Here is a 22666-nt window from a genome sequence, read left to right as displayed (position 1 = left end):
GCGACAGCGCGGGGAGACCAGAGATGAGCCAATTGACCACCCTGACCGGGACGCCCATGTCGCGGCAGTGTTTCGGCTGCATGCAGTTCGGGGGCACGGCGGACTATGCGGCGAGCCTTGGGATGTTCGAAGCTTCCTGCGCGGCGGGGATCAACATCTTTGACACGGCCCATGTCTATACCGAGGGTCGTTCGGAAACCTGGTTGGGGCAGATGGTCCCCAAGCTGCGCGAGGACCTGCTGATCGCGACCAAGGCGGGCTATGCCGGGGGCAGCGGACGGGACAATATCCTGTCGAGCTTTGATGAGAGCCGCAGTCGGCTCGGCCTCGACATGGTGGATATCCTCTATCTGCACCGCTGGGACGGGGAGGTCCCGCTGGAGGAAACCTTTGAGACCCTGGCCGGTCTGCAGAGCACGGGCCAGATCCGCTATATCGGCGTGTCAAACTTCGCCGCCTGGCAGGTGATGAAGGCGCAGGCCGTGGCCGCGCAGCTCGGCACCCGGATTGATCTGATCCAGCCGATGTACTCCCTGGTCAAGCGTCAGGCCGAGGTCGAGATCCTGCCCATGGCCGCCTCCGAAGACATCGCCGTGCTGCCCTACTCGCCCCTGGGTGGCGGCCTTCTGACCGGGAAATACGCCAAGGGCGGGTCCGGGCGGCTGTCCAGCGATCCGCGCTACGCGACGCGCTACGGGCCGGACTGGATGCATGCGGCGGCCGCCGGGCTGGCAGATCTGGCGGAAGAGTTGGGCGCGGCGCCCGCCACCCTCGCCGTGGCCTGGGCCATGGCCCATGCTGCGGTTTCAGCACCGATCATCAGCGCCCGGAATGTCGCGCAACTGCGACCCTCGCTCGATGCGCTGGCGCTGGATCTGTCCGGGGAGCTCTATGATCGGATCGCGGCGCTCTCGCCCACGCCCGCACCGGCCACGGACCGGCTGGAAGAGGCCTGAGGCAAGTCCTCAGCCCGGCTCCGCTCCGAGGGATTCCCAATGGGCGCCCATGGCAACGATGCATGAGGTGCCGTTGGCATAGGTCTGCACGATGGTCCAATCGCCATTGCGCGGCACGATCCAGATCTCCAGCAGGGCGTCGGGTTCGCGCATCCCCTGTCCCTGCCGGGTGGCGCCGACAATCTCGACCAGCTGCGTCTCGAGCCGTCGCGTGTCATCGCACACCAGATCCCCGAGGGAGGCTTGCGCCGCCACCGGGGCGGTCATCAGCGCGGCACATAGAATTGTCACATCTCGGACCATGGTCTCTCCAGCAGTCGATCGGAGCCTCAGCGTAACAGTTTTATGACGCAAACCCCAGCGGATTGCCTCCGGTTTGCGCCGCAAGACCGGGCTGCCACCGCGAGCCTGTCAAGGAAGTGTTTCGAAACCTTCACCCAAGCGTTTCGTTCACGCAAAGAAACCGTCACGCAAACCCCCTAGGTCGAGCGGAAACGCAGGGGGCGGCATGCTTGAAGTTCAATCCTTGACCAAGTGCTTTGGTCCGAAAACCGCGGTGGATGATGTCACCATCACCCTCGAGAGCGCGGCCATGATCGGCATCATCGGGCGCTCGGGCGCGGGCAAGTCGACGCTGTTGCGGATCATGAACCGCATGGACAGCGCAAGCTCCGGGACCATCACCTATGACGGGCTCGACATCACGGCGCTCGGCGGCTCCGCAAAACGGGGCTGGCAAGCGCGCTGCGCGATGATCTTTCAGCAGTTCAATCTGGTGCCGCGGCTCGATGTGGTCTCCAATGTGCTCCATGGCACGCTGAACCGCCGCTCGACCCTGGCGACGCTGTTCAATCTCTATCCGACCTCCGACATCCACCAGGCCATCGACATTCTCGACCGGCTGGGCATTGCCGAGCAGGCTGCCAAGCGCGCCGATGCGCTCTCGGGCGGGCAGCAGCAGCGGGTCGCGATTGCCCGCGCGCTCATGCAGGACCCGGAGATCATTCTGGCCGACGAGCCCATCGCCTCCCTCGATCCGATGAACGCGCAGGTCGTGATGCAATCCCTGCGCCAGATCCACGAGGAAGATGGCCGTATGGTCATCGCCAATCTGCACACGCTGGATACGGCGCGCCGCTATTGCGACCGGGTGATCGGGATGCGCGATGGCCGGGTCGTCTTTGACGGCACCCCGGCGCAGCTCACCACCGGCGTGGCGCGCGATATCTACGGCGCGGGTGCGGATTTTTCCGAAGCCGCCACCTCGACCGAGATCGAAACCCTGTCGCGCAGCCCGGAACCGGCGCGCGTACCGGCCTGACTTCCAATCCTCAATCCAAACCGGAGAGACCTCATGAAAACCACCCTCGCACTGGCGCTGGCGACCAGCACGATGCTGACCTCGGCTGCCCTCGCGGACGGCGACGCCATCACGGAATTCCGCATTGGCATCCTCGGGGGCGAGAACGCCCAGGATCGCATGAACTCCTTTTCCTGCCTGCAGAACTACACCGCCGAAGAACTCGGGGTGGAGACCAAGCTTTTTGCCCCGGCCGACTACAACGGCGTGATCCAGGGCCTGCTGGGCGGGACCATCGACATGGCCTGGCTCGGTGCCTCGGCCTATGCCGCGACCTATCTGCAGGACGCCGAGGCTGTGGAACCTGTGCTGATCAAGGTCAATCTGGACGGCTCGATCGGCTATCATTCCATCGGATTTGCCCGTGTCGACAGCGGCATCACCTCGCTCGAGGACATGCAGGGCAAGGTCTTTGGCTTTGGCGATCCGAACTCGACCTCCGGCTATCTGATCCCCTCCATCGAGATCCCCGAAGAAATCGGTGCGACCATGGAGTCCGGCGACTATTTCGGCGAGGTGAAGTTCACCGGCGGTCACGAGCAGACCATTGTCGCGGTCTATAACGGTGATATCGACGGCGGCGTGAGCTGGGCTGATGGTCAGGGCAACTGGGAAGACGGCTACAACTCCGGCTCCCTGCGCAAGGCCGTGGATGCCGGTCTCGTGGACATGAACGAGATGGTGCAGATCTGGAAATCCAAGGTGATCCCCGAGGGTCCGATCGTGCTGCGCAAGGCGCTGCCGGAGGATGTGAAGGTCAAGATGACCGCCCTGATGGACGGGCTCTATGAGCGCGACGCCGATTGCGCCTATGGCGTGGCTTCGGGCGACACGCTGGGCTTCCAGCCGGTGACCCACGCGACCTATGAGAGCATCGTCGAAGCGCGCAAGGCGAAGATCGGCGGCTGAGCCCTTTGCCTGATTTGACATGACCGGCGGCCCTTGGCGGGCGCCGGTCTTCCCACAGGATCCCAGATGACTGACACAACTGCCCCCGGGCCTCAGGAAGTGCGGATGGTACGCACGGGCTATCTCGCCCAGGTGCAGCGCCGCCGCTTCTATAGCGGGCTGACGCTTCTGGTCTTCGTCCTGCTCATGGTGTCGGGCTTCATGGTCGCCGATGACCGCAATGCGGGCGGCTTCTGGGAAGGGCTGCATCAGATCGGGGACTATCCGAGCGATGTGCTCTCAGAGGCTTGGGAGAAGCGGGCAGATCTGCCCGGGCTTCTCGCGAAATACGTCCCCGCGCTGATCGAGACTCTGAACATCGCGGCGGTCTCGACCCTTCTTGGGGCCTGTGCGGGGCTGACCCTGTCGCTGCTCTCCACGCGCGGGTTGGCGCGCTGGCCGCGTCTGATCCCGGTCTTTCGTCGCTCCATGGATGTGCTGCGCGCCATCCCCGAGATCGTGATCGCGCTGATGCTGATCTTCGTGCTTGGCGGCGGGCCGGTGCCTGCGATGATCGCCATCGCCCTGCATACGGCGGGCGCGCTGGGCAAGATGTTCTCGGAGGTGGCCGAGAATGCCGACCTGAAACCAGTCGAGGGCCTGCGCTCCACCGGGGCGAACTGGACGCAATCCATGTGGCTGGGCGTGCTGCCCCAGGTCGCGCCGAATTACCTGAGCTATGCGCTCCTGCGCTTCGAGATCAATATTCGCGCCTCGGCGATCCTCGGCTTTGTCGGGGCCGGAGGGCTGGGCTATGAGCTGCGCAACTCCATGGCCTGGGGCCCGGGGCGGTTCGATGAGGCAGCGGCGATCTTCGTCCTGCTGTTCAGCAGCATCGTGTTTTTCGACCAGCTCTCCAGCCGTCTGCGCAACCGAGTCACCGAAGGGAGCGCGCCATGAGCATTGCGGATCTCAGCCTCGCCAAGGCCGACGCAACCCGTCGTTTCACGCGCAAGCGGGCCTTCGCCTTTGCGGTGCCCGGCGTGGTGCTAGCCTATTTCGTCTATATTCTCTTCGCTTTCGATGTGACCGGGCTCCTGCAGCGGGCCAACTGGAACAACGCGGTCGTGTTGGCCTCGGACAGCTGGTCCTACAAGACCCATGTCACGCGCAGCAACCGCACCGGCGAGATCCTCTACGCCATCGAGGGCGAGCGTCGCGGCACCTATCCCGAGGGCACCCGGCCGGATTGGGTCAGCGGGGAGGAGATCGTCACCGTCGACCTGGGCGGCGGCAAGATCGTGCGCTTCCTGCCTGGCACGGCCACGGAAATCGACATCCCCGGCTACGGTCTTGTCACCGCCGACGTGGAGGGCCGACAGGTCACCACGAACCTTGCCGAGCCCTATCCCGATTGGGCCAGCGTCTCGAACCGCCGGGTGGCGATCAAGACACCAGAGGGGCGGGTGACGATCACCGGCGCCAAGACCGAGGTGTTCAATTATTTCCCGGGATGGGAGCTCTTCTGGTTCACCTTTGACAGCCCGTATCACGGCCACGGGCTCTCCGAGATCCTGTTCGGGCCGCAGATCGACCCGGAGCGCGGCAACCTCGTCGGAGCGCTGCAGGATTGGTGGTACAACCCGATCTGGCGCCATAACGAGATTGCCTGGGCCATTGGCGAGACGATCCTCATGGCGTTTCTCGGTACCTTTGGGGCGGCCATGGTGGCGCTGCCTCTGGCCTTTGCGGCGGCGAAACGGTTCTCGCCCTATATGCTGCTGCGGGCGGCGACCCGGCGGCTCTTTGACTTCGTGCGCGGGGTGGACGCGTTGATCTGGACCGTGGTGCTGGCCCGCGCCTTCGGGCCCGGCCCACTGACCGGGGCGCTCGCGATCCTGATCACCGATACGGGCACCTTTGGCAAAACCTTCTCCGAAGCGCTGGAGAATGTGGATGACAAGCAGATCGACGGTGTGCGCTCGACCGGGGCCAACCCGCTGCAGCGCGCGCGCTTCGGGGTGATCCCGCAACTGGCGCCGGTGCTGCTGTCGCAGATCCTCTACTTTCTGGAGTCGAACACCCGGTCGGCGACGATCATCGGAGCGATTACCGGGGGCGGGATCGGCCTCATGCTGACCCAGGCGATCCAGACCCAGCGCGACTGGGAAGAGGTCGCCTATTACATCACCTTGATTGTGCTCATGGTCATGTTCATGGATTGGGTCTCGGGCTGGCTGCGCGGGCGGCTCATCGGACGCAAGGACTAGGACTATGGCACGGATCTTGATCACGGGCGTCAATCGCGGGATTGGCGCGGCCTTGGCCGCAGAGGCCCGCGCCCGGGGGCATGAGGTGCTCGGCACCACGCGGGACGGGGCAGGGGGCACGCTGGCCCTGACCCTCGATGACCCGGATAGCATCGCCGGGCAATTGACCGGGCAGGTGCCCGGCCCGCTCGATATCCTGATCAACAATGCAGGCGTGATCGGGCCGGAACGCCAGGCGACCACGGATATGGACTGGGCCGGGTTTGCCCAGACCCTCGCCGTGAACACCATGGCCCCGCTCGCGGTGGCGCAGGCCTGCCTGCCCGCCCTGCGGCAGGCGCCGGGCGCACGGATCCTGACGGTGTCCTCGCAGATGGCCTATATGGGCTATGCGAAGTCCGACCGGATCGCCTATCGCGCGTCGAAATCCGCGGTGAACAAGGTGATGCAGGGGCTCGCGACGGATCTCGCCCCCGAAGGCATCGCGAGCATCCTTGTCGACCCGGGCTGGGTACGCACGGATATGGGCGGCGCCGAAGCCGAGGAGGAGGCTGCCGACGTCGCCGCCGGGATCATCACCCTGGCCGAACGCACAACTCTCGCGGAGACAGGCAAGTTCTTTCGCTTCTCCGGCGAAGAGCGGGCGTTCTGACCGTGGCGCGTTTGAAGGCCGACGGCGCGGTCATCCACCCCGGTTGCACAATCACCGCGTCCGAGTTCGGCGCCTATACCGAGGTGGGGGCGGGCAGCCGGATCGCCCATAGCAGCTTTGACGACTACGCCTATTGCGACCGCTATGCGGATATCGCCAATGCCCGCATCGGGAAGTTTGCCAATATCGCCGCCTTCAGCCGGATTGGTGCGACCGACCACCCGCTGGAGACCGCGGCCTGTCATCACTTCCTCTATCGCTCGGCGGACTACTGGGATGATGCGGAGGATGACGCGGAATTCTTCGCTCATCGCCACTCCCGGCGGGCGGAGATCGGCTGCGATACGTGGATCGGGGCCGGGGCCATGGTCAAACCCGAGGTCACGCTGGGCCATGGCGCCGTGGTTGCCGCCGGTGCTGTGGTGACCAAGGATGTGGAGCCCTACACCATTGTCGCGGGCACGCCCGCCAAGACCCTGCGCCTGCGCCAGCCGCGCGCGATTGCGGATCGGCTGATCGCGCTGGGCTGGTGGGACTGGTCCCATGAGCGTCTGCGCCGCGCGCTGCCGGAGTTTCGCAGCCTGCCCGCCGAGGCGTTTCTCGAGAAATACGAGGGCTAGGGCTCCAGGGTCAGGGTGACCCGGTCCCCGGCAAAGAAGGTCCGCCCGAATTCCACCGGCCAGCCCTCCGGATCCACATTGAGCCCGGTGGATTTCAGCAAGGGATCCCCCTCGCGCAATTGCAGATGCAGGGCATGGGTCGCCTCGGCCAGAACCGCCGTCAGCCGCGTCGAGGCGCGGGTGTAGTCACGCACCCCCGCAACCCGCAAGGCGTCCGTCACCCCGCGTTCCGCCAGCAGGGCCGCCTGAATGCCGGGCAGGCGTTCGGCGGGAAAGAGGCTCTCGAACACCGCGATGGGTTGGCCATCGGCGAGGGAGAGCCCGAAATAGGCGCAGATCTGCGCGCCCTCGGTCACCCGCAGCGCTTGTGCCTCGCCGGCCGTGGCGGCGCGCTCCTCGATATGGAGGATGCGCTTTTCCGGGCGGCGCCCTGCGGCCAGCAGGTTTTCGTGGAACCGCACACGGCTGCCAATCGGGTAGTCCGTGGGCCGCGCGGCGACAAAGGCCCCGGCGCCACGCCGGGTCCGCACGAGCCCGTCCTCGACCAGAGCTGAAAGCGCGTGGCGCACCGTGTGCCGGTTGACCCCGAACCGGTCGGCCAGCGCGGCCTCGGTCGGCAGCTTGTCACCGGTGGCGTAGCGCCCCTCGGCGATATCCGCGCGCAGGGCGGCGGCGATGGCTTTCCAAATCGGTGTCTTGCCGGAGCGGGACAAAGTTTCACGCAATTTTCACACTTCCCCATTGGGCCTTCGGGTCGGGCATGGTAAGATATGTCTAGTTGTATAGTAACTGCGGAAGTTGTCGAGATGAAAGACCACATCGACACGAATGCGGCGCGCAAAAGCTGGATGGGCCTTCTGGCCAAGGCCCCGGCGGGGCGGGTGACGGCGCTGCTCAAAACGGTGAAGGCGCGGCCTCAGGCGGTCTGGCTGCGGCCGCCCGAGATCGGCACGGCCATGGTCCGGGCGCGGGCCGGGGCCACGGGCGCGCCCTTTAATCTGGGCGAGATGACGGTGACCCGATGCGCCTTGCGACTGCCCTGCGGGACGGTCGGGCATGCCTATATCCAGGGGCGCAACAAAACCGAAGCGGAGGCTGCGGCGCTGGTCGATGCGATGATGCAGACCGACCGCGCCGATGAGATCGAAGCGGCGGTGCTGACCCCGCTGCGCGAGGAGGCGCAGGCCAAGCGCGGCACGCGCGCGGCCAAGGCGGCGGCCACCAAGGTTGATTTCTTCACACTGGTCCGGGGGGAGGATTGATGCAGGCGCAAACCCTCGAAGGCGGGTTCGCGGACCCGCCGATGCAGGCTGCCGCTGCCTTTCGCAGCGTGATGGAGGCGATGGCCCGTCCCGGCACGATCCAGTCGATCACCGGGGCGGTGCCGCCTGCGCCGCTCTCGCCCGCGGCGGGCGCGGTGCTGCTGACCTTGTGCGATGGGGACACGCCGATCCATCTGGCCGGTGAGCATGACACGCCCGAGATCCGCGGCTGGATCGCCTTCCATACGGGCGCGCCCTGGGCGAGCCGCGCGGATTGCGCCTTCGCGTTGGGCAGCTTCGAGGCGCTCATGCCGCTGGAGGATTATCCCATGGGCACGCCGGAATACCCGGACCGTTCGGCCACGCTGATCCTCGAGATGCCGGAGCTGGAGGCCAGCGGAGCCGAGCTGCGCGGCCCCGGCATCAAGGACAGGGCGCTCCTGTCGCTGCCGGAGATCGCGCCGTTCCAGACCAATCGCGCCCGCTTTCCCCTGGGCCTCGACTTCATCCTGACGGCGGGCGACCGGATCGCTGCGCTGCCCCGCTCCACGGAGGTGCGCTGATGTATGTGGCCGTCAAAGGGGGCGAGCGGGCCATCGAGAATGCCCATGCCTGGCTCGCAGAAGAGCGGCGCGGGGATCTCGCCGTGCCCGAGCTCTCGGTTGCGCAGATCCGCGAGCAGATGGCGCTGGCGGTGAACCGGGTCATGGCCGAAGGCTCGCTCTATGATCCCGACCTTGCGGCGCTCGCAATCAAGCAGGCGCGCGGGGATCTGATCGAGGCGATCTTCCTGATCCGCGCCTATCGCACCACGCTGCCGCGCTTCGGAGCGAGCGTCCCGATCGAGACGGCGGAGATGACCTGCGATCGCCGGATCTCGGCCACGTTCAAGGATGTCCCTGGGGGGCAGATCCTCGGGCCGACCTTTGACTACACGCACCGCCTGCTGGACTTCAAACTGGCCGCCGAGGGGGAGGGGCCGGAGACGCCCGTGCCCACCCGGGCGCCGACGCCCGGTCCGGTGCCCCATGTGGCCGGGTTCCTCAATGCCGAGGGCCTGATCGAGGCGGCGCAGGATGATGCGGAGGCCGACATCCCGGACCTCACCCGCGCGCCCCTGGCCATGCCTGCGAGCCGCCCCTTACGGCTGCAGGCTCTGGCCCGGGCGGATGAGGGCTTCATCCTCTCGCTCGCCTATTCGACCCAGCGCGGCTATGCCCGCAACCACGCCTTTGTGGGCGAGCTGCGGATCGGCGCGGTGCCTGTCGAGCTGGAGGTCCCGGAGCTGGGGTTCGCTGTCGAGATTGGCGAGATCACGGTCACGGAATGCGAGACCGTGAACCAGTTCACAGGCTCCAAAACCGAGCCCGCGCAGTTCACCCGTGGCTATGGGTTGGTCTTTGGCCAGACCGAGCGCAAGGCGATCTCCATGGCGCTGGTGGACCGGGCCATGCGTTGGGAAGAGCTGGGCGAGGACTTCGTCGGAGCCCCGGCTCAGGACACCGAATTTGTGCTGCACCATTGCGACAACATCCATGCCACCGGGTTTCTGGAGCATATCAAGCTGCCGCACTACGTTGATTTTCAATCGGAATTGGAGCTTGTCCGCAAAATGCGTCGCACGGCCGGCGTGGATCAGGTTCAGGAGGCAGCGGAATGAGCCCGACACAGATCGTCTTTGATATCGGCGGGGTGCTGGTGCAATGGGATCCCCATCTGGCCTGGATCGAGGATCTGGGCTCGCGGGAGGCCGTCGCGGCCTTCATCGCCCGGACGGATTTCATGGCGCGGAACACGCGGGCTGATGGCGGGGCCGCGTTCGCGGATCTGGCCGCCGAGATCGAGGACCCCACGGACCGCGCCCTGCTGGCGGGCTATGTGGCGCGTTACGCCCGGACCGTGCCCACGCCCATCGCGGGGAGCTGGGACCTGCTCGACCGGCTCGCCGACAAGGGACACGGCATCCATGCGATCACCAATTGGTCGGCGGAGACCTGGCCCGAAGGGCTGAAGGTGCATCCGCGTCTCGGCGAGGTTTTCAGCACCCTGGTCGTCTCGGGGCGCGAGCATATGCTCAAACCCCAGCCGGAGATCTTCGAGCTGCTCTGTGCCCGGGCTGGGATCGCCCCGGCCGATTGCCTTTTCATCGATGACAGCTCCAAGAACGTCGCCGGGGCCAAGGCCGTGGGCATGGATGCGGTGCAATTCACTTCACCAGACGCGCTCGAAGCCGATCTGGTGGCGCGGGGGCTGCTCTGATGTCCGGGGATTACAACTTCGCCTATCTGGATGAACAGACCAAGCGGATGATCCGGCGCGCCATCCTCAAGGGGCTCGCGGTGCCCGGATATCAGGTGCCTTTCGCGAGCCGCGAGATGCCGATGCCCTATGGCTGGGGCACGGGCGGGGTGCAGGTCTCGGCAGCCGTGATGACCGCCGAAGACTGCCTCAAGGTCACCGATCAGGGCGCGGATGACACCACCAACGCGGTTTCGATCCGCAGTTTCTTCGAACGCACGGCGGGGGTGGCCACGACGACCCATACCGATGAGGCCACGATCATCCAGACCCGCCACCGGATCCCGGAGGATCCCCTGCGCGAGGGGCAGATCCTTGTCTATCAGGTGCCGATTCCGGAGCCCCTGCGCTTTCTCGAACCACGCGAGAGCGAGACGCGGAAGATGCACAGTCTCGAGGAATACGGGCTCATGCATGTGAAGCTCTACGAGGATATCAGCCGCCACGGCCATATCTCGACCGCCTATGCCTACCCGGTGTCGGTGGAGGGGCGCTATGTCATGGACCCGTCGCCGATCCCGAAATTTGACAACCCGAAACTGGGCGATTGTCCGGCGATCCAGCTCTTTGGGGCCGGGCGGGAGCAGCGGATCTATGCCCTGCCGCCCTATACGCAGGTCGTGAGCCTCGATTTTGAGGACCACCCGTTCGAGGCGTCCAAGGCTGATCACGCCTGCGCGCTGTGCGGGGCGGAGGACAGCTATCTCGACGAGGTGATCGTGGATGATGCGGGCGGGCGGATCTTCGTCTGCTCGGACACGGATTTCTGCGCCCGGCGACAGGCCGCGGGCCATGCGGGAAAGGACGCAGCATGAGCGATCAGGCACTCCTCTCGGTGCGCGGGATCACCAAGCGCTACGGCGCCCATATCGGCTGCGCGGAGGTTTCTTTCGATCTCTTCCCGGGCGAGGTCATGGGGATTGTGGGCGAGTCCGGCTCCGGCAAGTCCACCCTGCTCAATTGCATGGCGGGGCATGTGGCGCCCGATGCGGGGCAGGTGATCTTCGACACTGCCGTGGACGGGCCGCGCGATACGCTGCAGATGTCCGAACCCGAGCGGCGCATGCTCGCGCGCACCGATTGGGCCTTTGTCCATCAGCATGCCCGCGACGGGCTGCGCATGGGGGTGAGCGCCGGGGGCAATGTGGGCGAGCGGCTCATGGCCGTCGGCGCGCGGAATTACGGCGAGATCCGCGCCTCGGCTGCGGATTGGCTGGGCCGGGTCGAGATCGACACGGATCGCATTGATGACCGCCCCTCGACCTTCTCCGGCGGTATGCAGCAGCGGCTGCAGATCGCGCGCAATCTGGTGACCGGGCCGCGGCTGGTCTTCATGGATGAGCCCACGGGCGGGCTTGATGTGAGCGTGCAGGCGCGGCTGCTGGATCTCTTGCGGTCGCTGGTGCGGGATATGCGCCTCTCGGCGATCATCGTCACCCATGATCTGGCGGTGGTGCGGCTGTTGGCGGATCGGCTTATGGTCATGAAATCCGGCCATGTGGTCGAGAGCGGGCTGACCGATCAGGTGCTGGATGACCCGCAACACGCCTATACCCAGCTGCTCGTCAGCTCGATCCTGCAAGTCTGAGGCCTGCCGATGTTTGAACTCAAGGACGTCTCCAAAAGCTTCACCCTGCACAATCAAGGCAGCACGGTGATCCCGGTCTTCGACGGCGCCGGGTTCACCGTGGCGCGCGGGGAATGCGTGGCGCTGACCGGCGCTTCGGGGGCGGGCAAATCGACCCTGATGCGGATGATCTACGGCAATTACCGCGCCCAGAGCGGGGTTGTCGCCGTGGATGGTGTGGATCTGGTGACCGCTGCCCCGCGCGAGATCATCCGGCTCCGCCGCGAGGTGCTGGGCTATGTCAGCCAGTTCCTGCGCGTGGTGCCCCGGGTCCCAACGCTGGAGGTCGTGGCCGAGCCGCTGCTTGCCCTTGGCGTGCCTGCACCCGAGGCGCGCGCGCGGGCGGCGGCCCTGCTGCGGCGGCTCAACATTCCCGAGCCGCTCTGGGCGCTCTCGCCGACGACCTTTTCCGGGGGCGAGCAGCAGCGTGTGAACATCGCGCGTGGCTTCGCCCATGGCTTCCCCGCGCTCCTGCTCGATGAGCCGACGGCGAGCTTGGATGCGGTGAACCGCGCCGTGGTGCTGGAGCTGATCGCCGAGGCCAAGGCGCGGGGGACTGCGATCATCGGGATTTTCCATGACGAGGCCGCGCGCGCACAGGTCTGCGACCGCGAGATCGACGTGACCGGCTTCTCCCCGGCTTGCGCCGCATGAGTGCGGGGCGCCTCATCGCGGTGGTTGGCCCGTCCGGGGTGGGCAAGGACAGCGTCATGGCCGGGCTCGTTGCGGCCTGGCCCGCGCTGAGGCTGCAGCGCCGGGTGATCACCCGCGCGCCGGATCTCGGCGGCGAGGACTATGAGGCGGTCACACCGGCCCGCTTTGACCAGATGGTGGCCGAAGGGGCGTTCTGCGTCCATTGGGGCGCCCATACCCTGCGCTATGGCATCCCGGTGGATGCGCTGGATCAGGTCCGCGCGGGCCATGTCTGCCTCGCCAATTTCTCGCGCGGCGCGCTCCACGAGGCGGCGCAGGTCTTTCCGGCGCTGACGGTTCTGAACCTGATGGCGACGCCCGAGACGCTGGCCGCACGTCTGGCGGCCCGGGGACGTGAGACGCCAGAGGTCATCGCTGCGCGTCTGGCGCAGGCGGGCAAGGCGCTGCCACCGGGGCTCGACGTGGTCACGATCGGCAATGATGGCGCGCTGACCGAGACCGTGGCGCGCGCCCACGCTGCGCTTCAACCGGTGAGGGCGTAGCGGTGGATCAGCTCGAACCTGCCATCGGGCCGCTCGCCCACAAGGCCAAGGCTGTTGATCACGAAGGGCGCGGGCAGCGGTGGCAGGGCGGCCTGCAACACAGCCTCCCAATGGGGCAGGTCCGGTTTCGGGAGCCGCCCGGTCAGGGTCAGGTGAAACCGGAACTGATCGCGCACATATGGATAGCCCCAGGCCACAAGGTTCGCCTCCTGCGCCGGGCTCAGCCCCGCGCCGCGGCGCTTGGCCAGCTCCTCCGGGCTTGCAGGCGCGCGAAAGTCGTCGAGGTCGGTCACGCAAGACGCCGCCAGATGCGACAGGGCCTCGGTCTCCCCCAGCGGCGTCAGGGCGAGAAACCGCCCGAGCCGCGTCAATCCAAGCCCGTCGCAGCGGGCCGCAGGCAGACGCGCGGCCAAACCCGAAACGGCGGCTTTCAACCCGTCCGGATCGGTGCCCTCGGCCAGCCGAAAGGGCGGTTTCAGCGTGCCATGGAAGCCGTATTTCCGCGGTGTCATGGTCACGTCATCCCGACCTGCGATGGGCAGGGGATCCGCTGCCGCCCCGGCGATCACATCCCAGCCCAGCCATTGCGCGCCGAACCTCGCCAGCTCCCCCTCGGGGGCTATGTAATAGACTGCAAATCGAGAATGCCCCATGAACTCCCCTTTCGTGCCCAGCCTTGTGACTGACGGATATGACATGTCCATGGCAGACTCCGTTTGCCTTGCCAACGCGCAGCTTGTCCTGCCCGATCGCGTCCAGCGTGGTGCGGTCGAAATCACCCAAGGGGTGATCACCGCCCTGGCCGAGGGCGATGCGGTGCCGCCGGGGGCCGTGGATTGCGGAGGCGACTATGTGCTGCCCGGTCTGGTTGAGCTCCATACGGACAATCTGGAGCGGCATATCGAGCCGCGCCCGGAGGTGGGTTGGCCCCATCTGCCTGCGCTGATCGCCCATGACGCGGAGCTCGCCTCGACCGGCATCACCACGGTGTTCGATGCGCTGCGTGTCGGCTCGATCCACAATTCCAAGTCCGGCTACAAGCCCTATGCGCGCAGGCTCGCGGATGAGCTCTTGCGGGCCCGGGCCGATGGCATGTTCAAGATCAGCCATTTCATCCACCTGCGGGCGGAGGTCTGCTCCGAGACGCTGCTGGAGGAGCTGGCCGCGTTCGGCGCAGATGACCGGATCGGCATTGTCAGCCTGATGGATCACACGCCTGGGCAGCGGCAATTCCGCGATGTCTCGGCCCTGCGGACCTATGTCTCGAAAAAGCGGGGCATGACCGAGGCGGAGTTCGTCGAGCACATGGCCAATCTCATTGAGCTGCAGCAGCTCTATGGCGCCAAGCATGAGGCCGGTGCGGTGGTCGAGGCCGCCCGTCTGGGTGCGGCCCTGGCCAGCCATGACGACACCACGGCGGATCATGTGGCGACCTCCAAGGCCAATGGGGTGCAGTTCGCGGAGTTTCCGACGACCGTGGAGGCCGCAGAGGCTTGCCGGGCGGAGGGGATCGCCGTGATGATGGGCGCGCCAAACATCATCCGGGGCGGGTCCCATTCCGGGAATGTCTCGGCCTTGGAACTGGCGGAGGCTGGCCTTCTCGATATCGTTTCGTCCGATTACGTGCCTTCGGCGCTCCTGCTCTCGACCTTCCGTCTGGCCGAGCTTTGGCAGGATCTGCCCCGTGCGGTGGCCTGCGTGTCGCGCAATGCGGCGCTGGCGGCCAAGCTCAGCGATCGCGGCGCGCTGGAGCTGGGCCTGCGGGGCGATGTGCTGCGGGTGCGCGCGCCCGAGGGCACACCGCTGATCCGTGGGGTTTGGTCACGCGGGGCGCGCGTCGGCTGAGGGCAGGCCGCTGTGACCCCGATTACGACCGAGCGGCTGACCCTTCGGCTGCCGGAGGTGCGGGATCTCGCGCCTTATACCGCCTATTGCAGGTCTCCGCGGGCCCGCTTTGTGGGCGGGCCCTTCAGCACGGTTCAGGCGTTCGAAAAGCTCTCCGCCATGGCAGGGCATTGGACCCTGCGCGGGTTCGGGCGGCTGGTTTTTCACGAGACCGCGACCGGCGCCCAGCTTGGTCATGTGGGGGCGTTGCAGCTTGACGCGGCGGAACCGCCTGAGATGACCTGGACCCTGTGGCGTGCGGAGAGCGAGGGGCAGGGCTATGCGACCGAGGCCGCTCGGGCCTTTCTCGCGCGGATCGCGCCCCAGCTGGGCTTGACGCGCATGCTGATCCGGTTGGATCGGGACAATCACGCCTCCCTCCGGCTGGCGGCACGGCTGGGCGCGCGACCGCTGCCCGATCCGCCACCCGCCTGGATGCCCCATGCGCGCAGTTTTGAGATCATGACGGGCTCCGGCTGAGCAGGGCGGTCAGCCTTCGGCGCGTTTTACCTTCTGGTGCTCATCCTCAACCAACCCGATCTTCCAATAGCCGGAGATATAGGCGTCCTTGCGTGGCACGGATTTTTCCTGGGTGACGAAGGCGCGCAGGGGGCGGATCACGCCGCTTTCCCCGGCAATGCAGGTCTGCACGCGCCCGTCGGGCCATTTGAGACGCCGGATCAGTTCCTCCTGCGCGGTTGAGGCGCTGTGAGGGTCTGGATGGATGAGCCAATGGGTCTCGATCCCTTCGGGCATCTCGATTTGCTGCCGGTCCTCGGGGGAGGTGATCTCGAAAATCGCCACGCCCTTGGCATCGCGCGGCATGGCCTCCAGCGCGGCGGCGGCAACCGGCAGGGCCGAGAGGTCGGCGGCCACCAAATACCAATCCGCCTCGAAATGGGCGATTTTGGGTGTGCTGGGACCTGCGAAACCGAGGAAGTCGCCGGGTTTGGCATGGCTTGCCCAGCGTGAGGCGGGGCCTTCCTCCCCATGGGCGACGAAATCAATGGTCAGCGCCTCCTGCACGGGGTCATAGGCGCGCACCGTATAGGTCCGCTTCACCGGGGCGGGTCCTTCGGCCAGCCGCGCAACGAAGCGATCCCGGTCCTCGCCCGGCTCGGGGATCAGGAGCTTGCAGTTCCCGCCCGCGCGTCCCTCGGGGAACCCGTCGAGCTCCGGCCCTGCGAAGACCACGCGGATCATGTTCGGGGTCAAGCGGCCCGCGCTCTGCACCGTCAGGACCCGAGGGCCGTGCCGTTTCGCCACCTGCTGCACCACCTGTTTCAATCCACTCATGAGACCCATCTGTCCTGTCCCCTCACTGCTCTCAGAATTTGCCGGAATTGCCCCAGGCTTCGCGCGGGCTGATCTCTTCGGCGTTCATCCAATGCTCGACGATCTTGCCCTCGGCCACGCGGTAGAGATCGAACACCGCGATATCCTTGCCCGAAGCGTGACGCTTGCCATAGGTCATGACGAAGTCGCCCTGACCGAGGATCTGGAACAGCATCTCGTAATGTCCGGCGGCGTCGGAGGCGAGCCAGCCTGCGAGCGCGTCGCGCCCCGCCCCGATGCCCGGCGCGTGCTGGATCAGGCTGTCGGCGACAAATCTGCCGATCTTGTCAAAGCGACGCTCCTGTCGGACCTGCTTGGTGTATTCGAGCACCAGCGCCTTGTTCGCGGCCGCGTCCGCATCCAGGTCGACCGCGCGCGCGCCTTGCACCATATCCTCGCCCGAGGCGATCTCCGGCTCATAGGCTGCGATCGTATCCCAATGCTCAAGGATCAGGCCCTCGGGATCGGTGTAGAACATGTCCATCGTCACCCAGCGCGCCGCTCCGTCATTGAGGGACTGATAAGCGTGGCAGAACACCCATGGCCCGTCCTCGAAGCTGCGGATGATTTCGATGTCGCGCTTGGGGTTGCGGGCGACAAAGGGCTCGAAGAACGCCAGAAACCCCTCGACCCCATCGCCCACGCCGGTGGAATGCTGGGTGTAGCGGTGCCCGGTATAGGCCTCGACCGCGGCGCGCGCATTGCCGCCCGCGATCCCCTCGAGATAGATCCGATGCACGTTCTCAAGCCCTTTGCCCATGTCCTGCTCTCCTTACTTGCCGTGATAGGCTTGGCTGAGCGCGAAGCTGTCCTCGAACCAGTTCCAAAGCACCACCTGACCGTCGCGCACCTTGGCGCGCAGGGCAAAGGTGAACTCACCGGTTTCCTTGCCGGAATGGGTCGTGATGCCGTTCATGCGGCCAAAGACGGCCACGGTATCGCCCGAGGCGAACGCATCCTGATTTTCCCATTTCGTCACCTGCAGATTGGCCGAGAACACGCCGAGGAACTCGAAAATCGCTGCCTTGCCAACGGTTTCACCGATCCAGGGCAGGCTGGTATCGCCTTCATTGTGCCAAACCATGTCATCGGCCATGAGGGCGGACATCGCCTCCATATCGCCGCTGCCCATGGCGCCCATGAAGGCCATGACCGTGTCAAAGCTGGCCTGGGATGCGGCGTCCATCGCCTGCGCGCTGGCCTGGGAGGCGAGGCTCATGGCGAGCGCGGCGCCAAGGGTGGTCTTGATGAGGGTTCTTCGATGCATGGGGATCTCCGCATGTGAGGGGTGGTCCGGGCCAGACCCTCTGGCCCGGGTGGGTCAAGGGGGCCGGGGTTACTTCGTCCAGTACTCGGGCATGAGCGAGAGCAGGAACTCGCCCGCATAGCTCGGGAAGGCGGCCTTCATGCCCGCGATGGCCTCGTCCGGGGTGGCGGCGGCGGTGATCACCTCATCCATCTTGGTGACATAGGCGATGGCCGTGTCGAGATCACCGCGCGTCGTGGGCAGGCCATGACCCACGAGGAGTGTGTCGAAGGCCGGATCATCGCGCAGGCTTTCCAGCGTCGCGATCCAGTTCTTGCGGTCGATGCCGGGCGCGAAGAACACGCCGTTATAGACGAGATCCTGCACGATCGCGACTTTCTGCTCCGGCAGGACGGTGACGACCATATGCGGCGCTTCGTTGTTCTCGTAATGGCGGAATTCCACGGGCACGCCAGAGATCTCGGTCATCCCGATTTCGAGATCGGGGCCCTCCAGCACGCTGGTTGGCGTGCCGAACTGACCGCCTGCGGCCTCGGCGGCCACGGCCTCGCGGATCTGGGGCAGGGTGGCAAAGCTGGCCCCCTCGATCAGCGGCGAGCCGCCCCAATGGTCCGGATGCTCATGGCTGAGCACGGCCATGGCAATGGGCTTGCCCGTGGACTGGATCAGGGCCGAGACCTCCATCGCCGTGGGGGGCAGCATGGTGCCATCCACCACGAGAAGCTGGTCCGCGAATTCCACCACATGGGAGGTGACATGCACCGCTTGCGGCGGCGACACATAGGTGTGGAAGGTCACCCCGCCCGTGGCAAAGCTATGCACCGTGCCCGGAGGCAGCGCGCCCTGGGCCCGGGCGGTCGAGGGCACGAGCGCACTGCGCAGGAGCGTTGCCGCCCCGAGGGTGAGGGCCGTGCCTTTCAGCAGGTCCCGGCGGGACAATGCGGGGGAGGAAGTCTGTGTCATCGCGGATACTCCGATCTTGTTCGGTTCTGGGTCACAGGTCGAAACAGCGGCGCGGCGGGCCTCGGGCTCTGGCGCCTCGGGGGCAATCTATTGACGGCGATCGTTCCGGATTAGACAGTGATTGCGGACCGAACTATTCCGCTGAGGCGAACAATGATCGACAAGCTGCGCAGCATCGCGATTTTCTCCACCGTGGTGCATCAGGGGACCTTTCGCGGGGCCGCCCTGCATCTGGGGCTCGCCCCGTCGCGGGTCAGTTCGGTGGTCTCGGATCTGGAGAAGGACCTCGGGGTGACGCTGCTCTATCGCTCGACCCGGCAGCTTTCGCTGACCCGGGAGGGCGAGATCCTCCACGCCAAGGCACAGGAGATGCTGGCGGCAGCCGAGACCGGGCTCGATGCGATCAACCCGCTCTCGACGGAGCCCTCCGGGGCGCTGCGGGTGTCGGCTCCGGCCTTCATCACCCAGACGGCGCTGATGGATGATCTGGCCGCGTTTGGCCGGACCTATCCCAAGGTGGCGCTGGAGCTCTATTTCACCGACCAGCAGCATGATCTGATCAAGGATCATTTCGACGTGGCGATCCGGGCCGGGTGGCTGTCCGACAGTGAGCATCTGACCCGCAAGATCGGCGATGCGGACCGGCTGCTTGTGGCGAGCCCGGACTATGCGGCGGCGCGCCCGACGCCCGATCATCCGCGAGACCTGGAGAGCTGGGACTGGGTCCGCTTCGCTGTGCGCCCGGACCAGACCGAGCTGACCGGCCCGGATGGCAGCACGGTCGCCGTGACCGGACAGTCCCATGTCACGGTGAGCTCTGCCGATGCGCTTTATGAGTTCTCGGCGCGGGGGCTCGGCGTGACGGCGATCCCCGAACATCTGGCCTGTCGCGGGTTCGAGCGGGGAGATCTGGTCCATATCCTGCCGGATTGGTCCCTGAAATCCCTCGGCATCTATGCGGTCTGGCCGGACCAGTCGCGCCGCGAGAACCTCACGATGCTGTTCGTGCGGTTCCTCGCGGAGCATGGGGCCTGTGTGGATCAGTTAGCCAAACCGTCGTAATCCGAGACCAGCAGGCGGATCGGCGGCTCGTCTTCGATCACCTCGGCAAAACGTCCGATGGGCTCGCGAAAGATGTTGTCGGTCAGATCGTCATTCACCGTCGAGACCTCGCCGATCAGGACCGGCCCGCCATCCCCCCAGAACGCATGCCAATCGCCCGGCTGCAGGGTGATGCTCTCGCCCGGGGCCAGTTTCAGGACCTCACCCGGGGCAAAGCTGCGGGCGATCCCGTCGCAGATCACCTCGCCGCCGCGATCCTCGGCAAAATTGCCCTCATCATCCGAACCATAAAGCTCGATCGCCAGCGTTGCGCCGCCGCGATTGATGATGTCTTCGGTTTTCACGATATGGGTGTGCATGGGTGAAAGCTGATCCGCCTGCGAGATCAGAAGCTTCTCGGCATAGACCATGCCGCGCCCGCGCTCGAGATTGGCAAGCTCCCCATTGCGCAGGGTGAAGAGGAACAGCCCCATCTCGTCGAACCGGCCCGCGCCGTAATCGGTGATGTCCCAGCCGAGCCGGGCGCCGGTGATCCGGTGGAGATCCGTTCGGGTGCGGAACACTTCTGGCTCCCAATCGGCAAAAGGCGGCAGGACGACGCCGTGACGGGCCATGAAGGCTGCGCCCTCGGTCAGAACCTCGTTGATGCGGGATCGTTTCATGCAGCAAGCTCGTAGGTGTTGAGGATTTCGATCACCATGGCGGCGGTCCATGTGAAATGGGGCCCGCCACAGGGTTCGGCGGTGATCGGGTCGTGGTATTCGGCAAAACCGCTGGTCTCGATCAGCCGCAGGCAGTCATTGATGATGCGCGGGATGATCTCGGTCTCGCCCGCCCGGGCGAAGCCATCGGCGACCATGTAATTCACGATCAGCCAGACCGGTCCGCGCCAGTAGCGCAGCCCGTCGAATTCCGGGTGGGTCGGATCATGGCTGGGGATCAGGTAGTTGCAGCTCCCGGCCAGGGTTTCGATCCGGCGGACGAGCGCTGCGGCGCGCGCCTTCGGGATCGGGGCAAAGGCCGCGAGGATGCCACCGATCGAGGGGCTCTGGACCAGCTCCCCCTTGCAGCGGTCATAGCAGAGATATTGGCTCATCTCAGCGCTCCAGAGGGTCTCCATCGCGGCGACGCCCTTGTCGACCATGGCGCGGGAGGCGGTGGCGATCTCGTCCATGCCAAGCCGTGCCGCCAGGTCGGCCACATCCTCGCAGGAGCGGATCAGGATCGCGTTGAACCCAGGATCCACGATCTTGAACGGAGAGGCCGCGTGCAGTTTCGAATTGTCCCAGCCGAGGCTGCGGAACTTCTTCACGAGCCAGATGTAGCGTTTGTATTGCTCATCTGTGGGCCGGTGGGCCGGGTTGGCATGGGTCGTGTCGCGGCGCGTGAAGGGGCCGACGCCCTCGGTCGGGACGCGCTCAAACGCGTCATCCCAATCCACCGAATTGTCCCGCCCGGATTCCCATGGATGGAGGAGCGCGATCAGCCCTGTCCCCTCCGGATCCCGGTCCCGGTAGAACCACTCATGCCAGGCGTGGATCTTCGGCAGAAGCGCGCGGGCCTTTGCCTCGGCCAGATCCTTGTCGCGCGCCCGGTCATAGATCCGCCGCACGGCAAAGCCGCTCACCGGGGGTTGGGTGATGCCCGTGGTGGGCACCTCCCGTCCTGTGCCCCAGACCTCGGGCCCGGGGAAATAGCCGTCATCGGGCTGGTGGAAGATGATATGGGGCACCATGCCATCCTCCCATTGATGGGCCATGAGCGTCTCGATCTCGCTCCAGGCCCGGGGCTCGTCGTAATGGGCGAACCCCAGGGCGCTGAGGGCGGAATCCCAGTTCCACTGGAACGGGTAGAGCCCATGGGTGGGCACCGTATAGGTGCCCCGGTCGTTGTCGCTCAGCACCTGCCGCGCGTGCTGGATCATGTCTGCGTGGTTCATGCTGTTCATGGTTCGTCTTTTCAGGCCACGGCCAGGGTGGTTTCAGGATCGAACCAGCGGATGCGGTCGGGCATGGGCGCAAGCTTCAGGGTCTCGCCCGGCTTGACCTTCATCTCGCTATCGAGGATCGCGCGGAAAAGGTTCCCGTCCAGATCGCAGGTCACCAGCAGATGCGCGCCCAAGGGCTCCACCACCTTGGCGACCGCAGCCAGACCATCCTCCGACAACTTCATGTCCTCGGGACGGATCGCGAATTGCAGGTTTGCATTCGCCGCCGTGGGCCCATCGAAGGAATGCCCGGCCACCGAGAACTTGCCGCCCCCCTGCGGCGTCGCCGCGAGGAAGTTCATGGGCGGGTTGCCGATGAAGCCCGCGACAAACTCCGCCGCCGGGTTGCGATAGACCTCGATGGGCGAGGCCGCCTGCACGATCCGCCCCTGATGCATGACGCTGATCCGGTCGGCCATGGACATGGCTTCGACCTGGTCGTGGGTCACGTAGATCGCGGTCGTGTTGCTCTCGGCGAGCACGCCTTTGAGCTCGGCCCGCATCTCCATCCGCAACAGCGCATCGAGGTTCGAGAGCGGCTCATCCATCAGGATCACATCCGGCTCCATTGCCAGAGCGCGGGCCACCGCCACACGCTGGCGCTGACCGCCGGACAGCTCGCCGGAATAGCGGCTGAGCAGCTGGTCGATATGCATCAGACCGGCGGTACGTTCCACCCGGCGGGTGACTTCCGCATCGTCCATCTTCTGCATCCGCAGACCGAAGCCGATATTTTCGAACACGGTCAGGTGCGGGAAGACCGCGTAGTTCTGGAACACCATGGAGATCCCGCGATCCTTCGGCGCCAGGTGATCGACCCGGCGCCCTCCGATCCAGATCTCCCCTTCCGAAGCCGTCTCCAGCCCGCAGATGATCCGCAGGAGGGTGGACTTGCCGCAGCCCGAGGCTCCGAGCAGGACCATGAACTCCTGGTCTTCGATGGTGAGGTTGATGTCGTGCAGCGCCTGGTAATCCCCAAAGCGTTTCGCGACGTTCTTGATTTCGATAACAGCCATGTCTCTAGGCTCCTTGATCTGAC

Annotated in this window: 28 protein-coding genes; 18 read left to right on the top strand and 10 right to left on the bottom strand. The window is 65.9% G+C overall.

Annotation, left to right across the window (positions count from 1 at the left end; translation table 11 throughout):
• The first annotated feature begins 23 nt into the window (after positions 1-23).
• Positions 24-956 carry an aldo/keto reductase gene (locus tag ACP153_RS01860; RefSeq protein WP_424969273.1) on the top strand — a complete coding sequence of 311 codons (933 nt, stop codon included), beginning with the start codon at positions 24-26 and terminating at the stop codon, positions 954-956.
• 9 nt (positions 957-965) lie between these two features.
• Here the strand turns inward: ACP153_RS01860 and ACP153_RS01855 are convergent, their stop codons facing one another.
• Positions 966-1259 (bottom strand): hypothetical protein, encoded by a 294-nt coding sequence (locus ACP153_RS01855; protein ID WP_424969272.1) that lies wholly within the window; start codon positions 1257-1259, stop codon positions 966-968.
• 205 nt (positions 1260-1464) lie between these two features.
• Here ACP153_RS01855 and phnC point away from each other — a divergent pair, with 205 nt between their 5' ends.
• The 6 genes from phnC to ACP153_RS01825 all read left to right on the top strand — a co-directional run bounded on the left by phnC (position 1465) and on the right by ACP153_RS01825 (position 6746).
• On the top strand, positions 1465-2277 hold the full coding sequence (gene phnC / locus ACP153_RS01850) for a phosphonate ABC transporter ATP-binding protein (RefSeq protein WP_424969271.1): 813 nt from the start codon (positions 1465-1467) through the stop codon (positions 2275-2277).
• A gap of 33 nt (positions 2278-2310) precedes the next feature.
• Entirely contained in the window at positions 2311-3225 is a 915-nt protein-coding gene (gene phnD, locus ACP153_RS01845; protein WP_424969270.1) for a phosphonate ABC transporter substrate-binding protein, read from the top strand.
• Positions 3226-3291: 66 nt separating this feature from the next.
• Positions 3292-4164 (top strand): phosphonate ABC transporter, permease protein PhnE, encoded by an 873-nt coding sequence (gene phnE, locus ACP153_RS01840; RefSeq protein WP_424969269.1) that lies wholly within the window; start codon positions 3292-3294, stop codon positions 4162-4164.
• On the top strand, positions 4161-5474 hold the full coding sequence (phnE, locus tag ACP153_RS01835; RefSeq protein ID WP_424969268.1) for a phosphonate ABC transporter, permease protein PhnE: 1314 nt from the start codon (positions 4161-4163) through the stop codon (positions 5472-5474). Before phnE (ACP153_RS01840) ends, phnE (ACP153_RS01835) begins: the two co-directional genes overlap by 4 nt.
• Positions 5475-5478: 4 nt before the next feature.
• Positions 5479-6126, top strand: coding sequence for an SDR family NAD(P)-dependent oxidoreductase (locus tag ACP153_RS01830; protein WP_424969267.1), 648 nt, complete (start codon positions 5479-5481; stop codon positions 6124-6126).
• A 2-nt stretch (positions 6127-6128) separates the two neighbouring features.
• Complete coding sequence (locus ACP153_RS01825; protein ID WP_424969266.1) at positions 6129-6746, top strand: chloramphenicol acetyltransferase; 618 nt, start codon at positions 6129-6131, stop codon at positions 6744-6746.
• Here ACP153_RS01825 and phnF read toward each other — a convergent pair.
• Positions 6743-7471 (bottom strand): phosphonate metabolism transcriptional regulator PhnF, encoded by a 729-nt coding sequence (gene phnF / locus ACP153_RS01820; protein WP_424969265.1) that lies wholly within the window; start codon positions 7469-7471, stop codon positions 6743-6745. The two genes, ACP153_RS01825 and phnF, sit on opposite strands and share 4 nt — an antisense overlap.
• 81 nt (positions 7472-7552) lie before the next feature.
• On the opposite strand from phnF, the gene phnG reads away from it, so the two are divergent.
• Genes phnG through phnN form a run of 8 tightly spaced genes read left to right on the top strand, consistent with a single transcriptional unit; the run spans position 7553 to position 13129 of the window.
• Positions 7553-8008 carry a phosphonate C-P lyase system protein PhnG gene (gene phnG / locus ACP153_RS01815; protein ID WP_424969264.1) on the top strand — a complete coding sequence of 152 codons (456 nt, stop codon included), beginning with the start codon at positions 7553-7555 and terminating at the stop codon, positions 8006-8008.
• Complete coding sequence (gene phnH, locus ACP153_RS01810) at positions 8008-8571, top strand: phosphonate C-P lyase system protein PhnH (protein ID WP_424969263.1); 564 nt, start codon at positions 8008-8010, stop codon at positions 8569-8571. The genes phnG and phnH overlap by 1 nt, the downstream gene beginning before the upstream one ends.
• Positions 8571-9668, top strand: a complete 1098-nt coding sequence (locus tag ACP153_RS01805) for a carbon-phosphorus lyase complex subunit PhnI (RefSeq protein WP_424969262.1) — start codon at positions 8571-8573, stop codon at positions 9666-9668. The genes phnH and ACP153_RS01805 overlap by 1 nt, the downstream gene beginning before the upstream one ends.
• Positions 9665-10267, top strand: coding sequence for an HAD family hydrolase (locus ACP153_RS01800; protein ID WP_424969261.1), 603 nt, complete (start codon positions 9665-9667; stop codon positions 10265-10267). The genes ACP153_RS01805 and ACP153_RS01800 overlap by 4 nt, the downstream gene beginning before the upstream one ends.
• Positions 10267-11121, top strand: a complete 855-nt coding sequence (locus ACP153_RS01795; protein ID WP_424969260.1) for an alpha-D-ribose 1-methylphosphonate 5-phosphate C-P-lyase PhnJ — start codon at positions 10267-10269, stop codon at positions 11119-11121. Before ACP153_RS01800 ends, ACP153_RS01795 begins: the two co-directional genes overlap by 1 nt.
• Entirely contained in the window at positions 11118-11894 is a 777-nt protein-coding gene (phnK, locus tag ACP153_RS01790) for a phosphonate C-P lyase system protein PhnK (RefSeq protein WP_424969259.1), read from the top strand. Before ACP153_RS01795 ends, phnK begins: the two co-directional genes overlap by 4 nt.
• A gap of 9 nt (positions 11895-11903) precedes the next feature.
• Positions 11904-12587: a phosphonate C-P lyase system protein PhnL gene (phnL, locus tag ACP153_RS01785; protein WP_424969258.1), complete on the top strand. Its 684-nt coding sequence runs from the start codon at positions 11904-11906 to the stop codon at positions 12585-12587.
• Positions 12584-13129 (top strand): phosphonate metabolism protein/1,5-bisphosphokinase (PRPP-forming) PhnN, encoded by a 546-nt coding sequence (gene phnN / locus ACP153_RS01780; protein ID WP_424969257.1) that lies wholly within the window; start codon positions 12584-12586, stop codon positions 13127-13129. Before phnL ends, phnN begins: the two co-directional genes overlap by 4 nt.
• On the opposite strand, the gene ACP153_RS01775 is transcribed toward phnN, so the two are convergent.
• Positions 13111-13833, bottom strand: coding sequence for a DUF1045 domain-containing protein (locus tag ACP153_RS01775; protein ID WP_424969256.1), 723 nt, complete (start codon positions 13831-13833; stop codon positions 13111-13113). The genes phnN and ACP153_RS01775 overlap by 19 nt on opposite strands.
• Between ACP153_RS01775 and ACP153_RS01770 the strand changes: the two genes are divergently transcribed.
• Both ACP153_RS01770 and ACP153_RS01765 read left to right on the top strand, forming a co-directional pair.
• Positions 13832-14974, top strand: coding sequence for an alpha-D-ribose 1-methylphosphonate 5-triphosphate diphosphatase (locus tag ACP153_RS01770; protein WP_424969255.1), 1143 nt, complete (start codon positions 13832-13834; stop codon positions 14972-14974). The genes ACP153_RS01775 and ACP153_RS01770 overlap by 2 nt on opposite strands.
• A gap of 12 nt (positions 14975-14986) precedes the next feature.
• Positions 14987-15493, top strand: coding sequence for a GNAT family N-acetyltransferase (locus tag ACP153_RS01765; RefSeq protein WP_424969254.1), 507 nt, complete (start codon positions 14987-14989; stop codon positions 15491-15493).
• Positions 15494-15502: 9 nt separating this feature from the next.
• On the opposite strand, the gene ACP153_RS01760 is transcribed toward ACP153_RS01765, so the two are convergent.
• The 4 genes from ACP153_RS01760 to ACP153_RS01745 form a co-directional block, all read right to left on the bottom strand.
• On the bottom strand, positions 15503-16309 hold the full coding sequence (locus tag ACP153_RS01760; RefSeq protein WP_424969253.1) for a siderophore-interacting protein: 807 nt from the start codon (positions 16307-16309) through the stop codon (positions 15503-15505).
• Positions 16310-16340: 31 nt separating this feature from the next.
• Positions 16341-17108: a nuclear transport factor 2 family protein gene (locus ACP153_RS01755; RefSeq protein WP_424969252.1), complete on the bottom strand. Its 768-nt coding sequence runs from the start codon at positions 17106-17108 to the stop codon at positions 16341-16343.
• Between the two features lie 12 nt (positions 17109-17120).
• Positions 17121-17615 carry a nuclear transport factor 2 family protein gene (locus tag ACP153_RS01750; RefSeq protein WP_424969251.1) on the bottom strand — a complete coding sequence of 165 codons (495 nt, stop codon included), beginning with the start codon at positions 17613-17615 and terminating at the stop codon, positions 17121-17123.
• Positions 17616-17684: 69 nt separating this feature from the next.
• On the bottom strand, positions 17685-18578 hold the full coding sequence (locus tag ACP153_RS01745; protein ID WP_424969250.1) for an MBL fold metallo-hydrolase: 894 nt from the start codon (positions 18576-18578) through the stop codon (positions 17685-17687).
• A 153-nt stretch (positions 18579-18731) separates the two neighbouring features.
• Between ACP153_RS01745 and ACP153_RS01740 the strand changes: the two genes are divergently transcribed.
• On the top strand, positions 18732-19640 hold the full coding sequence (locus ACP153_RS01740; protein WP_424969249.1) for a LysR substrate-binding domain-containing protein: 909 nt from the start codon (positions 18732-18734) through the stop codon (positions 19638-19640).
• On the opposite strand, the gene ACP153_RS01735 is transcribed toward ACP153_RS01740, so the two are convergent.
• From ACP153_RS01735 to ACP153_RS01725, 3 genes are read right to left on the bottom strand one after another with little or no spacing between them, the layout of a single operon-like run.
• A complete protein-coding gene (locus ACP153_RS01735) occupies positions 19619-20302 on the bottom strand; it encodes a D-lyxose/D-mannose family sugar isomerase (RefSeq protein WP_424969248.1) in 684 nt (227 codons plus the stop codon). The genes ACP153_RS01740 and ACP153_RS01735 overlap by 22 nt on opposite strands.
• Entirely contained in the window at positions 20299-21579 is a 1281-nt protein-coding gene (locus tag ACP153_RS01730) for an amylo-alpha-1,6-glucosidase (RefSeq protein ID WP_424969247.1), read from the bottom strand. The genes ACP153_RS01735 and ACP153_RS01730 overlap by 4 nt, the downstream gene beginning before the upstream one ends.
• Positions 21580-21599: 20 nt before the next feature.
• A complete protein-coding gene (locus ACP153_RS01725; RefSeq protein ID WP_424969246.1) occupies positions 21600-22643 on the bottom strand; it encodes an ABC transporter ATP-binding protein in 1044 nt (347 codons plus the stop codon).
• Positions 22644-22666 lie beyond the last annotated feature (23 nt).

Origin of the sequence: Dinoroseobacter sp. S76, assembly GCF_049801095.1 — a bacterium.
Classification (GTDB): Bacteria; Pseudomonadota; Alphaproteobacteria; order Rhodobacterales; family Rhodobacteraceae; genus Dinoroseobacter.
The sequence above is the reverse complement of the archived record's forward strand: the minus strand, read 5'-3'. Positions and strand labels throughout refer to the sequence as shown.

What these genes read in the sequence shown, in the direction of transcription:
- ACP153_RS01860 (WP_424969273.1), top strand. Translation starts at nt 24, where the DNA reads ATGAGCCAATTGACCACCCTGACCGGGACGCCCATGTCGCGGCAGTGT.
- ACP153_RS01855 (WP_424969272.1), bottom strand. Translation starts at nt 1,259, where the DNA reads ATGGTCCGAGATGTGACAATTCTATGTGCCGCGCTGATGACCGCCCCG.
- phnC (WP_424969271.1), top strand. Translation starts at nt 1,465, where the DNA reads ATGCTTGAAGTTCAATCCTTGACCAAGTGCTTTGGTCCGAAAACCGCG.
- phnD (WP_424969270.1), top strand. Translation starts at nt 2,311, where the DNA reads ATGAAAACCACCCTCGCACTGGCGCTGGCGACCAGCACGATGCTGACC.
- phnE (WP_424969269.1), top strand. Translation starts at nt 3,292, where the DNA reads ATGACTGACACAACTGCCCCCGGGCCTCAGGAAGTGCGGATGGTACGC.
- phnE (WP_424969268.1), top strand. Translation starts at nt 4,161, where the DNA reads ATGAGCATTGCGGATCTCAGCCTCGCCAAGGCCGACGCAACCCGTCGT.
- ACP153_RS01830 (WP_424969267.1), top strand. Translation starts at nt 5,479, where the DNA reads ATGGCACGGATCTTGATCACGGGCGTCAATCGCGGGATTGGCGCGGCC.
- phnG (WP_424969264.1), top strand. Translation starts at nt 7,553, where the DNA reads ATGAAAGACCACATCGACACGAATGCGGCGCGCAAAAGCTGGATGGGC.
- phnH (WP_424969263.1), top strand. Translation starts at nt 8,008, where the DNA reads ATGCAGGCGCAAACCCTCGAAGGCGGGTTCGCGGACCCGCCGATGCAG.
- ACP153_RS01805 (WP_424969262.1), top strand. Translation starts at nt 8,571, where the DNA reads ATGTATGTGGCCGTCAAAGGGGGCGAGCGGGCCATCGAGAATGCCCAT.
- ACP153_RS01800 (WP_424969261.1), top strand. Translation starts at nt 9,665, where the DNA reads ATGAGCCCGACACAGATCGTCTTTGATATCGGCGGGGTGCTGGTGCAA.
- ACP153_RS01795 (WP_424969260.1), top strand. Translation starts at nt 10,267, where the DNA reads ATGTCCGGGGATTACAACTTCGCCTATCTGGATGAACAGACCAAGCGG.
- phnK (WP_424969259.1), top strand. Translation starts at nt 11,118, where the DNA reads ATGAGCGATCAGGCACTCCTCTCGGTGCGCGGGATCACCAAGCGCTAC.
- phnL (WP_424969258.1), top strand. Translation starts at nt 11,904, where the DNA reads ATGTTTGAACTCAAGGACGTCTCCAAAAGCTTCACCCTGCACAATCAA.
- phnN (WP_424969257.1), top strand. Translation starts at nt 12,584, where the DNA reads ATGAGTGCGGGGCGCCTCATCGCGGTGGTTGGCCCGTCCGGGGTGGGC.
- ACP153_RS01770 (WP_424969255.1), top strand. Translation starts at nt 13,832, where the DNA reads ATGGCAGACTCCGTTTGCCTTGCCAACGCGCAGCTTGTCCTGCCCGAT.
- ACP153_RS01775 (WP_424969256.1), bottom strand. Translation starts at nt 13,833, where the DNA reads ATGGACATGTCATATCCGTCAGTCACAAGGCTGGGCACGAAAGGGGAG.
- ACP153_RS01760 (WP_424969253.1), bottom strand. Translation starts at nt 16,309, where the DNA reads ATGAGTGGATTGAAACAGGTGGTGCAGCAGGTGGCGAAACGGCACGGC.
- ACP153_RS01755 (WP_424969252.1), bottom strand. Translation starts at nt 17,108, where the DNA reads ATGGGCAAAGGGCTTGAGAACGTGCATCGGATCTATCTCGAGGGGATC.
- ACP153_RS01750 (WP_424969251.1), bottom strand. Translation starts at nt 17,615, where the DNA reads ATGCATCGAAGAACCCTCATCAAGACCACCCTTGGCGCCGCGCTCGCC.
- ACP153_RS01745 (WP_424969250.1), bottom strand. Translation starts at nt 18,578, where the DNA reads ATGACACAGACTTCCTCCCCCGCATTGTCCCGCCGGGACCTGCTGAAA.
- ACP153_RS01740 (WP_424969249.1), top strand. Translation starts at nt 18,732, where the DNA reads ATGATCGACAAGCTGCGCAGCATCGCGATTTTCTCCACCGTGGTGCAT.
- ACP153_RS01735 (WP_424969248.1), bottom strand. Translation starts at nt 20,302, where the DNA reads ATGAAACGATCCCGCATCAACGAGGTTCTGACCGAGGGCGCAGCCTTC.
- ACP153_RS01730 (WP_424969247.1), bottom strand. Translation starts at nt 21,579, where the DNA reads ATGAACCACGCAGACATGATCCAGCACGCGCGGCAGGTGCTGAGCGAC.
- ACP153_RS01725 (WP_424969246.1), bottom strand. Translation starts at nt 22,643, where the DNA reads ATGGCTGTTATCGAAATCAAGAACGTCGCGAAACGCTTTGGGGATTAC.